The sequence below is a fragment of the Sphingomonas ginkgonis genome, assembly GCF_003970925.1.
GTDB classification, from domain to species: Bacteria; Pseudomonadota; Alphaproteobacteria; order Sphingomonadales; family Sphingomonadaceae; genus Sphingomicrobium; species Sphingomicrobium ginkgonis.
Map to the genome: position 1 here is coordinate 350,992 of NZ_RWJF01000001.1, position 14,984 is coordinate 365,975.

The following is a 14,984-nucleotide window of genomic DNA, read 5'->3' on the forward strand; positions in this document are numbered from 1 at the left end:
CCTCGCTTGCTCAATGAGCCGTGAACGCCCGTACCACCCGGATCACCGCGGGCAGCATTAACACCCCGATCATCGCCGGCAGCATGCAGGCGACCAGCGGAATGGAGAGGAGCACCGGCAGCCGGTGCGCCTTCTCCTCCGCCCGCATCCGCCGCTTCTCGCGCATCTCGCTGGCGTAGGTTCGAAGCGTCTGCGAGATCGACGAGCCGAGCTTGGTCGACTGGATCAGCAGGGTCGCGAAGGCCCGGATCTCGTCCACCTCGGCGCGGTCGGCCATCCGCCGCAACGCGTCCTCGCGGCTCCGCCCGGCGCGCAGCTCGAGCACGACCATCCCGATCTGCTCGGCGATCAGCGGGTGCGAATGGGTCAGCTCCATGCCAACCCGCGAGAAGCCGGCCTCCAGCCCGAGCCCGGCCTCGACGCAGACCAGCAGCAGGTCGAGTGCGTCCGGAAAGCCGTTGACCAGCTGCTCGCGGCGGCGATCGGCCTTGGCACGGATGAACAGGCTCGGGCCGTAGAGGCCGAGAACCGCGCCGACCACCGCGGTGAACCACAGGGTGACGATGCCGGGCCGGCGCCCGGTCAGCCAGAACAGCAGGAAGATGGTGACCGGCAGCGCGACCACGAGGATCAGCCGGATCAGCGTGTAGACCCGCGGCGTCTGCGGCGCGGTGTAGCCCGCCGCGACCAGCCGCGAGCGGAGCGCCTCGTCCTTGGTGTCGGCGAGGCTGAGACCGGTCTTCTCGATCGAGGTGACGAGCCGCGACCAGGCGCCCTCGGCCGAATGGCCGCGCAGCGACCCAGACGGCGACACGCTGACCAGCTCGCTCCGCGGGGTATCGCCGACCAGCCGCTCGCGCGCCGCGCGCCGGTCGCCGAACATGGTGGCGGCGACGAAGCCGATCCCGGCGACGAAGACGAAGATCAGCCCGAGCAGGGCGATCCGCGCGATCTGGTTCTCGGCGATGAGTTCGGTCACGTCACACCTTCAGGTCGACCATCCGGCGGATCATGACAAAGCCGATGGTGTAGAGGACGGCGAGGCCGACGAAGCCGGGGACGAACGCCCGCGAGTCCGCGACGTCGAGGAAGAAGCGGGGATTGGCCGTGAACAGGAGGAGGAAGGTCAGGATCGGCAGCGCGGTCAGCATGTAGCTGGTCATCCGCCCCTCGCTCGACAGCGCCCGGACCTTCATCATCATCGAGGCGCGGTCGCGGATCACCTTGGAGAGATTCTCCAGGATCTCGGCGAGGTTGCCGCCCGTCTCGCTCTGTACCGCGAGGCTGACGACAAACATCCGCATGTCGTCGAGGTCCCATCGCTCGGCCATGTTGTGGAGCGCGTCGCGGAGGTCGGCGCCATAAGTCACCTCGTCGACCACCAGCCCGAACTGGCTGCCGATCGGGTCGGGCATCTCGACCGTCAGCAGGTCGAGCGCGGCGGCGACCGGGTGGCCGGCGCGGAGGCCGCGGACGAAGACGTCGAGCGCGACCGGGAACTGTTCCTCCATCTTCTTGCGCATCCGGGTCGCGCGGAACGACAGGACGTAGAGCGGCAGCGCGAGGCCGACGAGCCCGCTGATCGTCGCGAGCAGCAGCAGCCGGCCCATGTTCATCGGGCTGCCGAGCGCCAGCAGCACCAGCACCATGATACCGAGCAGCACGAAGGGCGCGAGGAGAAGGCCGATCATCAGCTGGCTGGTCGCCGTGGTGATGCCGGCGGCCATCACCATCTTCTCGAACCGGCGCGCCGGGCCGATCAGCCAGGCCGGGAGCGTGTCGGGAACACTGTTGTCGCGGCGGCGGAGAAGGTTGAGCGTCTCCTCGCGCGACCGCCCGCTGTTGATCATCCGGAGCCGGAGGTTGATCGCCCGGCCTTTCGAGCGGCTGGTCGACACGGCGGTGACCAGCACCTCCACCGCCAGCAGCACCGCCGCGAAGACGCTGATCAGCGCGAGGACGCGGATCCAGTCGGAGCTCATGCGTCGAATCGCTGGTCGGGGTGGAACAGGTCGGCGCTCAGCTGCATGCCGTAAGCGGCGACCTGGTCGACGAAGCGCGGACGGATGCCGGTCGCCTCGAACCGGCCGAGCACCGTCCCGTCGGCGCTGATCCCCGTCTGCCGGAAGCGGAAGATCTCCTGCATGGTGATGACCTCGCCCTCCATTCCGCTCAGTTCGGCGAGGCTGATCAGCCGGCGGCGCCCGTCGGACAGGCGGGCGACCTGGATCACCACGTTGATCGCCGAGGCGATCTGCGCCCGGGCCGAGCGGGCGCTGATGTCGATCCCCGACATGCCGATCATCTGCTCGACCCGCGACAGGGCGTCGCGCGGGGTATTGGCGTGAACGGTCGTCATCGAGCCGTCGTGGCCCGTGTTCATCGCCTGGAGCATGTCGAACGCCTCGCCGGCGCGAACCTCGCCGACGATGATCCGGTCGGGGCGCATGCGGAGCGCGTTCTTGACGAGGTCGCGCTGGGCGATCTCGCCCCGACCTTCGATGTTGGCGGGGCGGGTCTCCAGCCGCGCCACATGCGCCTGCTGGAGCTGGAGCTCGGCCGAGTCCTCGATGGTGACGACCCGCTCGCGATTGTCGATGAACGCCGACATGGCGTTGAGCATGGTTGTCTTGCCCGAGCCGGTGCCGCCCGAGATGAGCACGTTCCGGCGGCAGGCGACGATGCTCCGGAGCACCTCGGCGATCGGCGGCGGGACCGACCCGATCTCCACCAGCCGGGCCATCGAGATCGGCACCTTGGCGAACTTGCGGATCGACAGGAGCGAGCCGTCGAGCGCGAGTGGCGGAACGACCGCGTTGACGCGGCTGCCGTCGGCGAGGCGCGCGTCGCACATCGGCTGCGACTCGTCGACCCGGCGCCCAACCGCGCTGACGATCTTCTGGATGATCCGCAGCAGGTGCCGCTCATCCTTGAAGCGGACCGGGCTCGCCTCGAGCGATCCGTAGCGCTCGACGAACACATGGTCGTGGCCGTTGACGAGGATGTCGGTGATCGTCGCGTCCTTGAGCAGGGGCTCGAGCGGCCCGAGGCCGAGCAGCTCGTCGAGTACGTCGTCGACCAGCTGGCGTCGCTCGGCCGCGTTGAGGGCGTGGCGCTGCTTGTCGATCTCCTCGTTGAGGATGTCGCCGACCTCGCTTTCGATCTGCTCGCGCGACATGTTGTCGAGCGCGGACAGGTTGATGAGGTCGAGCAGCCGCTGGTGGAGTTCGACCTTGAGCTCGGTGTTGACGTCGCGCTTGGCGAAGGCGCCGGCATCGCCGACCGTCATCAGCCGCCGCTGCTCGAGCTTGCGCTCCTCCGACTGGGGATCGGCGCCGAGCTCGTCCGGCCTCCCGGCGGCGGATGAGGCGCTGGGCTTGCGGATCTGCCACATGGTCAGCGCTCCAGCCGCAGGGCGTGCACGAGCCCGGCGTCGATCGCGTCGAGGTCGCGGCCCAGCCCGCTCTTGCGCTTGAGCTCGCCGATTGGAACGCCGCGGTCGATCGCGGCGTCCATCAGCTCCCGGTCGTCGCCGACGAGGAAGGCGGCGGGCCGCCCCAGCGCCTGCTCGACATGCTCGGTGCGGAGCGGCTTGAAGAGGCCGCCGCCGGCGCGGTTGACGACGACCCGGACGTCTAGCGCGCCCAACTCCTGCGCCTCGATCAGGTCGAGCTGGCGGCGCGCGCGGTTGAGGCTGGGGATGCTGAGCTCGGTGACGAGGAGGACGCAGTCGGAGCGGGCGAGAAGCGACATGGACCAGTTGGTCCAGTTCGCCGGCAGGTCGAGGAAGACGGTTCCGAACTCGCGCTCAGCCCGCTCGACGATGGCGATCGCCGCCTCGTTGCTGAGCGTGTCGAGCGGCAGCAGCGCGGTCGGCGCGGCGATGACGTTGAGCCCGCTATGGTGGCGGGTGACGATCTGGCGCATCAGCTCGCCGTCGAGCCGGCTGCCGGCCTCGACGAGGTCGGACAGGGTGAGCGAGGGCTGGAGGCCGAGCTGGAAGGCGGCGTCGCCATATTGGAGATCGAGGTCGATCAAGCAGGCCTCGCGCCCGGCCTTCGTCTCGCGCTCGGCGAAGCGCACCGCGAGCTGAGTCAAGAGCGCGGTCGCGCCGGCGCCGCCGCGGCTCTTGACCACGCTGACCAGCCGGGCGTTGCGGACCAGCTTGTCGGCGGCATCGGCGCTGCGCCGCTCGGCGAGCGGGGCGAGCGCCGTCTCGAGGTCGTCGAGCGCGAGCGGCAGCGGAAGCACGTCGTGCGCGCCGAGACGGATCAGCGAGCGGACCAGCGCCAGCGGCGGTTCGTAGCAGGCCGCGAGCAGCGGGGTCTGGCTCTCGCCCGCCAGCTTCTCGAACCGCTTGATCGAGGCGGGCGTGTCGGCATCGACCTGGACCACCGCGGCGGCGGCACCGGCGACCTCGGCCCGGTCGATCCATTCGGTCACCGGGATGAGGTTGAGCACGAGCGGCAGGTTCGCGGCGCGGCAGCCGACCAGCGCGCTGGCATCGCCCGACGCGCCCGACAAATAGAGCTGCACCGGCGCCTCGCGGCCCTGCGGCCGGAAGCTCCTGCTCTCATGCATCGGCGGCATGGCGGTCACGACCGGCTCCCTAGTTCGAATAGGCGCCGAGGCTGTCCTCGGCGCTCAGGGTGGAGGAGAGAGCCGGCACGGTGACCGACAGCAGCATATATCCGCTCAGCGGCTGGAACTGCAGGCCGCTGACCCTGACGGTGACCAGCGGGCTGATGTCCATGCCCGACGGGTCGCCGGCGTAGCCGAGCCCGGAGCCCTCATATTGGACGGTGACGTTGGCCGCGCCGGCCTGCGGCAGCATCGCGGTGACCCGGCTGACCACGGCGTTGAAGCCGGCGGCGCTGACCGTCGACATGCTGACCGGGCAGGCGGCCGTGGGCGTGCAGCTGCAGCTTAGCGTCGCGGCGGGCTGGGCGCAGGTGATGGTGCCCAGCGCTGAGGGCTGGAGCGGATCACCCTGCGTGTAGGTGACCCCGTTGACCGTCTGGCCGACATATTTGAAGCTCGCGAGGTTGCTTGGAATGAGGGTGGTGACGACCGCCACCCGTGCGCCCGCCTGCGCCGCCTTCTCCGCCTGGTTGTAGAGCCAGGCGAGCCGACCGGCGTCGATGATACCGAACAGCAGGGTGAGCAGCAGCGGCGTCAGCAGCGCGAACTCGGCCGCGCTTCCGCCGCGCTGGTCCCGGAGAAGGCGGATCATAGCCCCACCACCGCAACCTCTTCGGTGGCGTGGAGCTTCTGCCCCCATCCCGAAAAGCCATAGGCGCCGATCACCGGGCGATAGGGGAGGCTCGCCTCGAGCCTCACCACCGGGGCGCCTCCGCTCACGCCCTTGTAGACGCCGCTCATCGTCTGCCCGGACGCCGTGGTCGAACAGCTCAGCGCGAGCTGGAAGCAGCCGGCAGCGGGCAGGGGCGAACAGCTGTCGGTTACGCTCGACCAGTTAGGCAGACGGTCGGCGGCCGTGCTCGCCAGCGTTCCCTTGCTGGCGAGCAGCCTGGCCCGGTCGTAGACGGTCGTGCCGGAGGCCAAGGTCCCGGTGCAGCTGGTGAAGTTGGTGATCGACTGGCGCGCAACGAAGCGGCCGGCGTCGCGCAGTCCCTCGGCGAGTATGTGCTCGTCATGGAAATAGTTGCCGAGCTCGAAGCTGCCGCCCATGATGATCAGCAGCAGCGGCACCGCGAGCGCCATCTCGGCCGCGGCCGCGGCGCTCCGGTCCCGCCAGAGACGGTGATGGTGAAGCCGGCTCATCGGATCAGATAGGCCTTGTCACGGCGGACGAACTGGCTGGCCGTGCCGCCCGTCCCGGTCGAGGTCCGCCCGATCACCTCGACATAGATGTCGCCTTTCTTGGTATAGTCGGTCGTCACCTTGCTCTTGCCGCTGCCGGTCGTCACCGAGCGGTCGGTGGACGGCTCGATCAGGAAGACGTCGATCCAGTCGATGGGATTGACCGGCTTCTTGCCCGAAAGGCCCGAGCAGTTCACGACGGCGACGGGCAGCACCCGCCGGTCCGCGGTCGTGGAGGCCGGGATGGAACCGCTCCGGCAGACCGGCTGTCCATAGTCGGTGCCGACCCCGGTTACGGCGCGTCCCGCGGTGGGGAGTTGCGCCGCGCGATTGGCGGTCTCCCACTTATAGACCTGGTAGCGGGTCGGGTAGGAGCGGGTCACGGTCGCCGGCAGCGGGGCGGCGGCCATCACCGCGGCGTTGAAGGTGGTGGGATAGAGGCCGCCCGTGGCGATGCTCGACTGGTGGTTCACGCGCCAATAGGCATTGATGTCCCAGTCGCCGGAACCGATCCGGCCGCCCGAGCAGTTGCCGAGATTGTCGATCGCGTGGCACTTGTCGCGCGGGTAACCCATCGCGTCCGGCGTCGCGCTGTAGGTCGCGATGGTGGCGCTGGTCGGCCGGTAGGGCGTATTCGAGACGGTCCAGCCCTTGGTGCCCCCGCCGGTGACCAGCCCGCAGTCGCCCAGCTTAGTCGGGTCCGACCCCGACTTGAGCACCAGGTCCTTGCGGCTGTTGATCGACGGCGGGCACTTGCTGCCTGAGTAGCAGTTGATGCTGTCGCCGCTCTCGAAGATGTCGAAGCGGGTGTTGAATTCGTTGATGACCGACGACAGCGAGCCGGGCTCGGTGGACGGCTGGGTCACGTCGACGCATTCGAAATTGCTGCTGCCATAGCCCATCAGCTTGGCGAGGTCGCTCGCTCCGGCGCCGACGTCGAGGAAGCCGAAGTCGCCGGGCGCGTAGCTGCCCCCGCCGCCGGTCGCGATCAGCCGGATGCCCTTGCCGATATAGCTGTCGACATCGAACGCGCTCGACGAGGCGGCCGGGTTGCACATCATCACCGGCGGTTCCTTGCAGATCGCCGAGCTGAGCCCCGCCACCGCGTGCGCGCCGACGTTGCCCGAGGCGAGCAGGCCGACGATGGGCGTGAGGGCGTAGCGGGCGGCGCGCTGCCCGACCTTGACGATGACGTAGCGCGCGCTGCTGTCCGAGGTCGTCGTCGTGCAGGCGCTCGCCTCGTCGGCGGTGGCGTCGTTGAAGGCGCTGCAGAAGACGACTTCGGGAACGGTCACCCGGGTGCCGCTGGTCGCGTCGGAGATCCCGAACCGGGTTTCGTTGCGGATCAGCGCCTGCGCGGCGGCGGTGGCGCGGAGGATCGCGCCCGACTGCTTGTCGAGCTGGGTCGCCGCGGCCAGCGCGGCATGGTCCGCGGCCTGCTGCAGCTCGGTGTCCATGGCGGCGAGCCGCGCATAGTCAAAGGCGATGCCGCCGGCGGCGATCAGCGCAAACAGCGACAGGGCGACAGTCGGCGCGACCGCTCCGCTGCTGCTATCCGCGAACCTTCGAACCGAGCTTTTCACCGTTCACGTCCCTACCTCGGGCCACCGCCGGAGCTGCTGCCGCTGGATGTCGACTGGACTTCGAGCTGCTTGACCTGACCAGTCCGATAGTCGCGGACCGCCTTGGCGCCGTGAGCGCCACTGTCGCCGGGCTGCGCGCCGCCCGCCGGGTAGCGCGGATCCGGGTTGATGGTCTGTACGAGCTGGTCGTACTTGACGGCGTCGCCGAGCCCCGGGTCGACCGGCGTGCAGCCGGCCGTCGCGAGGAGCAGGCCGGCAACGAGCGCCGAGCGCCGCCGCGGATCAGAGAACATGGCCATAGTCCTTCTCCAGGCCCGCCGGAGCGGTCTTCTGCGCCGTTCCGCCAGCCGCCGGGACCGGGATCCTCGCGGGCGGGGCCGGCGGCGCGGGCTCGCCGAGGGAACCGCCGCGTCCGCTCGGCAGGTCGGGGACGGTGCGGACCCCGTTGTCGGTGCGGCCGAGCAGGAACAGGTCCGCTTCGTTGGGCGGGCTGGCGCGATCGGTGGGCACCTTCATCGCCATCGCCGGCACCGGTCGGACCAGCCGCGGGGTGACGATGATCACCAGCTCGGTGTCGTTCCTCTGGAACCCGGTAGAGCGGAACAGCGTGCCGATAATCGGGATCGAGCCGAGCAGCGGGAATTGCCGGATCGTGCTCTGGAAATCCTTCCGCAGCAGGCCCGCCATGGCGAAGCTCTCGCCGTCGCGCAGCTCTACCGTCGTCTTGGCGCGGCGGGTCTGCAGCCCGGGGATGGTCAGCCCGTTGATGGTGATCGACGCCGACGGATCGATCGAACTCACCTCCGGCGCGACGACGAGGTTGATGACCCCGTCGGCGAGCACGGTCGGGGTGAAGGCGAGGCCGACGCCGAACGGCTTGAACTCGACGCTGATCGCGGCGCTGTTGCCGGTCCCGGTCCCCGTCCCGCCATTGCCCTGCGCGACCGGAATCGGGAATTCGCCACCGGCAAGGAAGCTCGCGGTCTCGCCCGAGAGCGCGACCAGGGTCGGCTCGGCGAGCGTGGTGATCGCGCCCTTGCGCTCGAGCGCGTCGAGGATGCCCTCGAAGTTGGCACCGAAGGCGCGGAAGGTGCGGGTGAAGATGCCGAAGCTGTCGGCGATCGAGCCGAGCTTGATCACTCCGGTGCCGTCGGCCCCGGGAGTCAGGCTGGCGCCACCGCCGATGGCGCCGTTGAGCGCGCCGCCGTCGGAGCGGACGAAGAAGCCGGCGCCGATCTGCTTCAGGGCCGAGCGCTTGACCTCGGAGAAGCGGACCTCGAGCATGACCTGCTGGGCCGAGCCGATCTGGAGCAGGTTGATGACCTTGCCCGGGGCATAGGTCTCGGCGACCTGCATCGCGCGGTCGGCGGCGGGCGCGCTGGAGACGACGCCCTCGAGGACGATGCTGTCGTTCGACATGCGCGCGCCGACCCGGTCGCCCGGCATCAGTTCGCTCAGCTGGCGCTTGAGGCTGGTGACGTCGGGCCCGACCGCGACGTCGACCACCGCGATCAGGCTGTTGCGCCCGTCGTAGAGGGTCAGGCTCGTCGTCCCGACCTTCTTGCCGAGCACGTAGAGCGACTGGTTGGTCAGCGGCAGCACGTCGGCGACGTCGGGGTTGCCGATCAGCGCCTTCGCGTAGGGCCGATCCGAGCGCAGCACCTGGCTCTTGTTGATCGGGACGGCGAGCTCGCCGGCGTGGACGCCCTCGGCCGTGCTGATCGCCGCGAGCTGGGCCGTGGCCGGAACGGCCGGAGTGACGGCGACCAGCGCTCCCCCGAGCGCCGCCGCCAGCAATCGCTTAGCGTTCATAGTCCCCCACCTGATACTGAGTGCCCGTGGTGCCCCGGTAGACCTGGACGTTGGACCCGGTCTGGATCGGGGTCGGCGCCTCGCGCGGGGCGGCGGCGGGGCGGATCACCACCGTCCGGCGCGGCGCGGCAGCGGGGCGCGGACGGAGCGGGCGGGCGATCGCCCGCGCCTGCGCCGGCGGCCCGTAGAGCCCGTAGCGGAGATCAGCGAGGCTGACCGTCTGGACGCCGGGAATGTCCTGGTCGGCGCCGGGCTTGCGCAGGACGAGGCTGAGCCCGCCGACCTGCTCGCCCAGCGCGAGCTTCTGCGCATCGACCGGGGTGACCTCCAGCGTGGCCGTGCGGCCGACCTTGGGTTGGCCATTGTCGTCCTTGGCGGTCTGGTCGATCGCGATCACCCGAACGTTCTGGAGCAGCACGTCGGTGACCTGCTGGGCGGTCACCCCCTGGTTCTGGCGGGTGATCAGCACGTCGACGCTGTCGTTGGGCTGGACGAAGCCGGCGACCCCGGAGACGTCGTTGATGCGGACCGCTGCGGCGCGCTTGCCGTCCGGCAGCAGCGCGGCGAGCGAGGCGCCCTGGCCCTGGCCGGACACCTTGGAAGCGAGGATCGGCTCGTTGATCGCCATCGGCCGAAGCGCGACCCGGGCCTTGCCGCCGGGCATCAGCGACGCCGCGGTCGCGAAGCTTCCGGGCGGGATGCTGGCGGTAGGAAAGTCGACGAAGCGGACCTTGTCCGGCGTGACCGGCGATCCATAGTCGAGCGGAACGCCGGCAACGGCGACCTTGGCGGTGCCCAGCGGCGCGCTCGCGCTCTGCCTGGCACTGGCGGCGATGAAGGTGTTGGCAAGGTAAACGGCGACGAGGCCGAGAACCACGGCAACCCCCAAGGCCAAGAGTGACTGACGTCTCAGCATCGCAAAACCCCCCGCCCGCTACATACTCCGTTTCGTTACGCCTACACAACAGTTTGCCGCTGATGGCCGGTCAAAAGCACTGTCCGCTCCCGAGCGAGCCGGAAGCGGACAGTGCATCAGAGATTACGAAGCCGTGGAACAGGCAGCGTTCGGGTTGCTCGCGGTACCCGGCGCATTGATGCAGTCCGCGGCCGAGTTCATGCGGTTCGAAATCGCACCGCCGAGCGTGAGAGCTGCGACCGCAATGGCCGAGCCGACGATCGCGAGGATCAGCGCATACTCGGCAGCCGACGCGCCGGATTCATCACGAAGCAGATTGAAAAGCGTCTTCATTGTTAAGTCCCCTTGCTCAATTCGACGCCAGGTGGCGCCTTGGTCCAGAGCTTCGGGATGTCCCCCACACGGAGACGTGGCTTGACGGCATTTCCAGTGGTGTGCCCGAGCCCCGCTCCGTGCGGTCCCACCGCCCGGATGCCGACAGGGGGTCGCAAACTTAATTTGCTGTCAAGCATGGTATTTTAACGGTCGTTAAGAACCATTTTCGGCGAGAAACCGGTAAATTCTTGGACTCATTAATTTTTCGGCAGGCAGATACGGACGCTAAGTTTCTTCCGAATGTCTGCCAATGGGACAAAAATACGCGCTGCTGACAAGCGATTCAGTGTCGCGGAAAGCCGCTATCGGCACGGAGCCGTAACGGATGTCTGCCGGGAGCTGCCGAGTCGCGGCTCAAGCAAGGACGCGGTGCCGGTAGGTGACGTTCACTCGCCGGGACAGCAGCAGGTAGGGCAGCCAGAGCGCAGCGCTGATCAGCACTTTCTTGATGTTGCCTTCTAGCAGGCCCTGCAGCGCGGCGGCGACGTCGGCCGGCACCCGGCCCGAAGCCATCACGCCATCCGCAACCACCAGCTGCATCGCGAGATCGACGCACCACACCGCAACCAGCAGTCGCGGAAAGAGGGGAACGCCCCGTAGAGCCGCCACGAACGCGACCGCGTAGAGGCTGGTGAGCAGGACGGCATCGAGGCTCATCAGGAAGTGCAGGGTCGAAAGCCAACCGGGGACCGGCTCCGTCAGCGCGGGGCTCGCCGCCAGGAACTCGAGCGCTCGGACCGGGACGTTCAGCAACATGCCGACGAGCAGCGACACCATGACCCCGCTCGGGCCATACAGCGGGTGGCGCCGAGCCTCGGTTCGGGAGAGCGCGGTCCAGCGGCCAACCCGGGCGAGGCGGAAGGCGGGCTGCTCGAGACGGTCGCCGTCGCGGAACCAGCGAAGCGCGAGCAGCATCGAGGCGGCCGGCATGACCGTCAGCAGAAGATAGGGCGAGATCGACGAGGGCGGGACGAGGCCGTGCGGGATCGGACTGGTCGCCAGCCGGAGCGCGCAGGCGAGACCCGCCAGCAGCAGCCAGCCGATGACGAGGCGATCAAGCCCGCCCTCGATGGTGGCCAGCATGGCCGTCGATCGGACCTGGAGACGTTGGCGGAGTTGCACGAGCATGGGCGAGGCCGTTCCTATCGCAGTTCCGGACGGCCCACCGCATTATCCATCGCCCGTTTCGATCACGTAAATGTCACGGCGGGCCCTTCGGTTCCGGCGCGCGCCGGTCAGAACAGGCCGGGCACGAGCCGCCACCGGACGCGGCCGGCATAACGGCGATAGTCCGGATCCTCGCGGAGCAGCTGCTCCTCCTGGAGGATGCGCCCGACCTGCAGCCCCCAGGCGAGCAGATAGAGGCCGAGGGTGAGGAGGGAGAAGCTGGTCAGCAGGAAGCCGATCTCGCCAACGACATAGCCGAGGTACATCGGGTGGCGAACGAGACGGTAGGGCCCAGCCCGCTTGATACCGCGGTTGGCGGCGACGATCCCGAAGCTTCGATTCAGGAACAGCTTGGCGGCGATCGTCAGCAACAGCCCCGCCATCATCAAAGCCGTGCCGACCGCCGGCGGAGCGATCATCGTCGCCGAGGGGTCGGGACGGACCAGCAGCGGAAGCGCGGTCCCGAGCAGGCCAAGGATCCAGGCGGAAGGGCGCTGGCGGACGACGCCGCGGCGATGGATGAGGATGAAGAAGACGGCCAGGGTTTCCGACAGCGCCAGCAGCACAAGCTGCGGTTCAAACGGAAGCGCCTTGTAGAAGGCGACGAGGAAAGGCGCCGCGAGCAGGACGAGGAACAGCTTCTCGCAGACATCGAGAAGGCGCTCCATCGAGATCACGCCGTCCTGACCGTCGAAGCAGGGCGGATCTCGCGCGGCTCCAGCGCAGCCGCGAGCTGACCCGACAACCGCCAGATCAGCGCCATGCCGACGATCGATGCGGCGCCGTCGCTGACATAATGCCAGCCGAGCAGCACCGAGCCGATGCAGATGATCGCGAAATAGAGGAACGCGGGAACGACGAGGATCGTCCGCCGGAGCACCAGCACGAACCAGAGCGCGATCGCGACGTGGAGCGAGGGGAACGCCGAGATCCCACCGCCGAGCTCCATCGCCCGCGCCGAATAATGATCCCACAGATAATCGGCGACATAGCCGGTGCGGGTCGGCACCAGGATTTCCGGGTCGAAGCGGGCTACCCCGGTGAGCCGATCGTAGAAGATCGGCCCGACGGACGGCAGCACATAGGCGACGAAGGTGCCGAGCAGGGTGAAGCCAAGAAAATAGGCGCTGATCGCCTGCGCGCGGAAGCGGGACGGCGGCAGCGCGAAGAGAATGTAGAGGAGCAGCAGCTGCAGCGGCAGCCAGCTGTAGTAGCAGGCCTCGATCGGCACCACGAAATCGTCGAACACGGGCTTGAGCAGGTGCGCCGGGTCATGCCCGAGCAGCAGGCGCTCGAAGTCCGCGATCGGCTGGTCGGCCCAGAAGCCGACCGCGAACGGCATGCCGAACTTGATCGCGCCGAACAGGCCGGCGCAGGTCGAAACCAGCAGCAGCCCGAGCGCGAGAATGGTCAGCCGCGGGACCGCCGCGAAGCTGCGCTGGATGAAGCCGCGCGCGGGCGAGTCGTCGTGACGGATGCGCCAGCAGGTGAGCAGCAGCCAGCCGGTGATCGTCGGCGGCAGGCCCAGCGCGGTGATCGTCAGGTTCGACGTCAGCAGCGGGGTCGCAGCCGCACCCTGCCAGTAGAGGGTCGTCCAGAACAGGCTGAGCACGAGCAGGCAGCCCGCGACCACGACCAACCATGCCGCATCCGATCGAAACTGCCCCCGCATGGCGGCAGAATATCCGAAATTTTAACGTCGGAAAACCGGGCTTTTACGGCCCGCTTCGACCTACCAGGTGTAGGCGAGCCCGACCGCGCCAAGCCACTGGGTCGGGCTGCCCCGCTGGTTGACGATGGGCGAGCGGCGGAAGTCGTTCTGGAGGCGCGCGTAGCTGCCGGTGCCGAACAGCGATAGCCCGTGCAGGAGGTCGCCTGTCAGCGACTGGTTGGCGATCAGCGACAGCTTCCAGTTCTTGTAGCCGCCCGAGGCATCGAAGGCCGGCAGGCCGCTGGCCACCGCCTCGGCCGGGCTGATGCTGTAATAATAGCGCGCATAACGGTCGCCGACGAAGTCCGCCGACGCCGAGAGGCTGACATAGGTGTGGCGGCTGAGCGGCGTCGCGAAGTCGACCGATGGAGTGATCACGGTCGAGCGATGGGCCCCGGCGACGTCGTGGACGACGTCCACATGGACGCCCAGGCTGTCGTAGGGGTTGGTCAGCCCGCTGAGGCTCACCCCGGCGAAGGCGCCGAGCTCGATCGCGGTCTTGCGGCGGGGCAGGAGGTCGACGACCGGGTCGTGGATCTTGGAGCGGCGATTGAAGCGGACCCCGGCGATCGGGCCGGCGTTGAAGCTGAACTTGCCCGGGGTCCGCGGGACCAGGTCGAAGTAGACGTAGCTGCCCTTGCTGTAGAAGCTGTGCCCGCTGACCCGGCCGCGGATCACCGGCGCCGGGATGAAGCGGTAGTCGTCCGACCCTTCATAGTCGGGAAGGAAGGCAGCGGCGGCCCCGATGGTCAGCGTGTCGCGATTGTCGAACGGATCCGGGAGCGGTTTGCTCTCGCTCTGGGCCCAGGCGGGCGTACCTGCCAGCAGCGCGGTCGCCAGCGCCGCGAAGATCATGCGCATCGAAGAGAACTCCCCTGTTCCCGCCCCGCGTCGGGGCGAACGCCATTGCGGCCGCTTGTTACGGCACTGTGCGGGGCTCCAACTCCCCAGCCCGGCTCAGTCTCCCGCGCCGGGATCGGCCGAAAAATATTTGTCGTACTTGCCCTCTTCGCCCTTGTGCTCGTCGGCGTCGGCGGGGCTGTCCTTCTTGCGGGTGATGTTCGGCCACTGCGCCGAGAAGGTCGAGTTCAGCTCCAGCCACTGCTCGAGCCCGCTCTCGGTATCGGGCAGGATCGCCTCGGCCGGGCATTCCGGCTCGCACACGCCGCAGTCGATGCACTCGTTCGGGTTGATGACGAGCATGTTGTCGCCCTCGTAGAAGCAGTCGACGGGGCAGACCTCGACGCAATCCATATATTTGCAGCGGATGCAGGCGTCGGTGACGACATAGGTCATGGCAGAAGAAGCTCCCTTGTTGGCGCGTGGCTAAGTCGCGGCGCCTGCGGCGTCAACGATCTCCTCATAGCACAGCTGCGCCTCGCTCGCCGGGCCGCGCCGTTCGGGCAGCGCCAGCACCCGAAGCACGCGGATCCGCCCGTTCAGCGGGAGCGCGATGACGCTGCCGACCCGCACCTCCTCGCTGGGCTTCTCGACCCGGCGGCCGTCGAGGCGGGTGCGCCCCTGCTCAATGACGGCTTGCGCGAGCGTGCGGCTCTTCACCAGTCGGATGCAATGAAGGAAGCGGTCGATCCGCAAG

17 protein-coding genes are annotated in these 14,984 nt (G+C 68.6%); all 17 read right to left on the reverse strand.

Annotated elements, in window-relative coordinates:
* Nucleotides 1-10 precede the first annotated feature (10 nt).
* A complete protein-coding gene (locus HMF7854_RS01755) occupies nucleotides 11-979 on the reverse strand; it encodes a type II secretion system F family protein (protein ID WP_239016792.1) in 969 nt (322 codons plus the stop codon).
* A 1-nt stretch (nucleotide 980) separates the two neighbouring features.
* Entirely contained in the window at nucleotides 981-1,982 is a 1,002-nt protein-coding gene (locus HMF7854_RS01760; RefSeq protein WP_126717532.1) for a type II secretion system F family protein, read from the reverse strand.
* On the reverse strand, nucleotides 1,979-3,289 hold the full coding sequence (locus HMF7854_RS01765; RefSeq protein WP_126720004.1) for a TadA family conjugal transfer-associated ATPase: 1,311 nt from the start codon (nucleotides 3,287-3,289) through the stop codon (nucleotides 1,979-1,981). The genes HMF7854_RS01760 and HMF7854_RS01765 overlap by 4 nt, the downstream gene beginning before the upstream one ends.
* Before the next feature lie 107 nt (nucleotides 3,290-3,396).
* Nucleotides 3,397-4,599, reverse strand: a complete 1,203-nt coding sequence (locus HMF7854_RS01770) for a CpaE/TadZ family protein (RefSeq protein ID WP_126717533.1) — start codon at nucleotides 4,597-4,599, stop codon at nucleotides 3,397-3,399.
* Nucleotides 4,600-4,609: 10 nt separating this feature from the next.
* Nucleotides 4,610-5,233 (reverse strand): TadE/TadG family type IV pilus assembly protein, encoded by a 624-nt coding sequence (locus HMF7854_RS01775; protein WP_126717534.1) that lies wholly within the window; start codon nucleotides 5,231-5,233, stop codon nucleotides 4,610-4,612.
* Nucleotides 5,230-5,784, reverse strand: a complete 555-nt coding sequence (locus HMF7854_RS01780) for a TadE/TadG family type IV pilus assembly protein (RefSeq protein ID WP_126717535.1) — start codon at nucleotides 5,782-5,784, stop codon at nucleotides 5,230-5,232. The genes HMF7854_RS01775 and HMF7854_RS01780 overlap by 4 nt, the downstream gene beginning before the upstream one ends.
* Nucleotides 5,781-7,406, reverse strand: a complete 1,626-nt coding sequence (locus HMF7854_RS01785; RefSeq protein WP_126717536.1) for a pilus assembly protein TadG-related protein — start codon at nucleotides 7,404-7,406, stop codon at nucleotides 5,781-5,783. Before HMF7854_RS01785 ends, HMF7854_RS01780 begins: the two co-directional genes overlap by 4 nt.
* Before the next feature lie 11 nt (nucleotides 7,407-7,417).
* The gene (locus HMF7854_RS01790) at nucleotides 7,418-7,699 is read right to left on the reverse strand and encodes a hypothetical protein (protein ID WP_126717537.1); all 282 of its coding nucleotides are present in this window, start codon (nucleotides 7,697-7,699) and stop codon (nucleotides 7,418-7,420) included.
* Entirely contained in the window at nucleotides 7,689-9,218 is a 1,530-nt protein-coding gene (locus HMF7854_RS01795; protein WP_239016794.1) for a type II and III secretion system protein family protein, read from the reverse strand. Before HMF7854_RS01795 ends, HMF7854_RS01790 begins: the two co-directional genes overlap by 11 nt.
* Nucleotides 9,208-10,134, reverse strand: a complete 927-nt coding sequence (gene cpaB, locus HMF7854_RS01800; RefSeq protein WP_126717538.1) for a Flp pilus assembly protein CpaB — start codon at nucleotides 10,132-10,134, stop codon at nucleotides 9,208-9,210. Before cpaB ends, HMF7854_RS01795 begins: the two co-directional genes overlap by 11 nt.
* 123 nt (nucleotides 10,135-10,257) lie before the next feature.
* Complete coding sequence (locus tag HMF7854_RS01805; RefSeq protein ID WP_126717539.1) at nucleotides 10,258-10,467, reverse strand: Flp family type IVb pilin; 210 nt, start codon at nucleotides 10,465-10,467, stop codon at nucleotides 10,258-10,260.
* A gap of 396 nt (nucleotides 10,468-10,863) precedes the next feature.
* Nucleotides 10,864-11,637 carry a DUF2569 domain-containing protein gene (locus tag HMF7854_RS01810; RefSeq protein WP_126717540.1) on the reverse strand — a complete coding sequence of 258 codons (774 nt, stop codon included), beginning with the start codon at nucleotides 11,635-11,637 and terminating at the stop codon, nucleotides 10,864-10,866.
* A gap of 107 nt (nucleotides 11,638-11,744) precedes the next feature.
* Nucleotides 11,745-12,344 carry a methyltransferase family protein gene (locus HMF7854_RS01815; RefSeq protein WP_126717541.1) on the reverse strand — a complete coding sequence of 200 codons (600 nt, stop codon included), beginning with the start codon at nucleotides 12,342-12,344 and terminating at the stop codon, nucleotides 11,745-11,747.
* 5 nt (nucleotides 12,345-12,349) lie between these two features.
* Nucleotides 12,350-13,348 carry a phosphatase PAP2 family protein gene (locus tag HMF7854_RS01820; RefSeq protein ID WP_126717542.1) on the reverse strand — a complete coding sequence of 333 codons (999 nt, stop codon included), beginning with the start codon at nucleotides 13,346-13,348 and terminating at the stop codon, nucleotides 12,350-12,352.
* Between the two features lie 60 nt (nucleotides 13,349-13,408).
* A complete protein-coding gene (locus HMF7854_RS01825; RefSeq protein ID WP_126717543.1) occupies nucleotides 13,409-14,248 on the reverse strand; it encodes a MipA/OmpV family protein in 840 nt (279 codons plus the stop codon).
* 96 nt (nucleotides 14,249-14,344) lie between these two features.
* Nucleotides 14,345-14,683, reverse strand: a complete 339-nt coding sequence (gene fdxA / locus HMF7854_RS01830) for a ferredoxin FdxA (RefSeq protein WP_126717544.1) — start codon at nucleotides 14,681-14,683, stop codon at nucleotides 14,345-14,347.
* A gap of 30 nt (nucleotides 14,684-14,713) precedes the next feature.
* Nucleotides 14,714-14,983, reverse strand: coding sequence for an RNA-binding S4 domain-containing protein (locus HMF7854_RS01835; RefSeq protein WP_126717545.1), 270 nt, complete (start codon nucleotides 14,981-14,983; stop codon nucleotides 14,714-14,716).
* Between the last annotated feature and the right edge of the window lies 1 nt (nucleotide 14,984).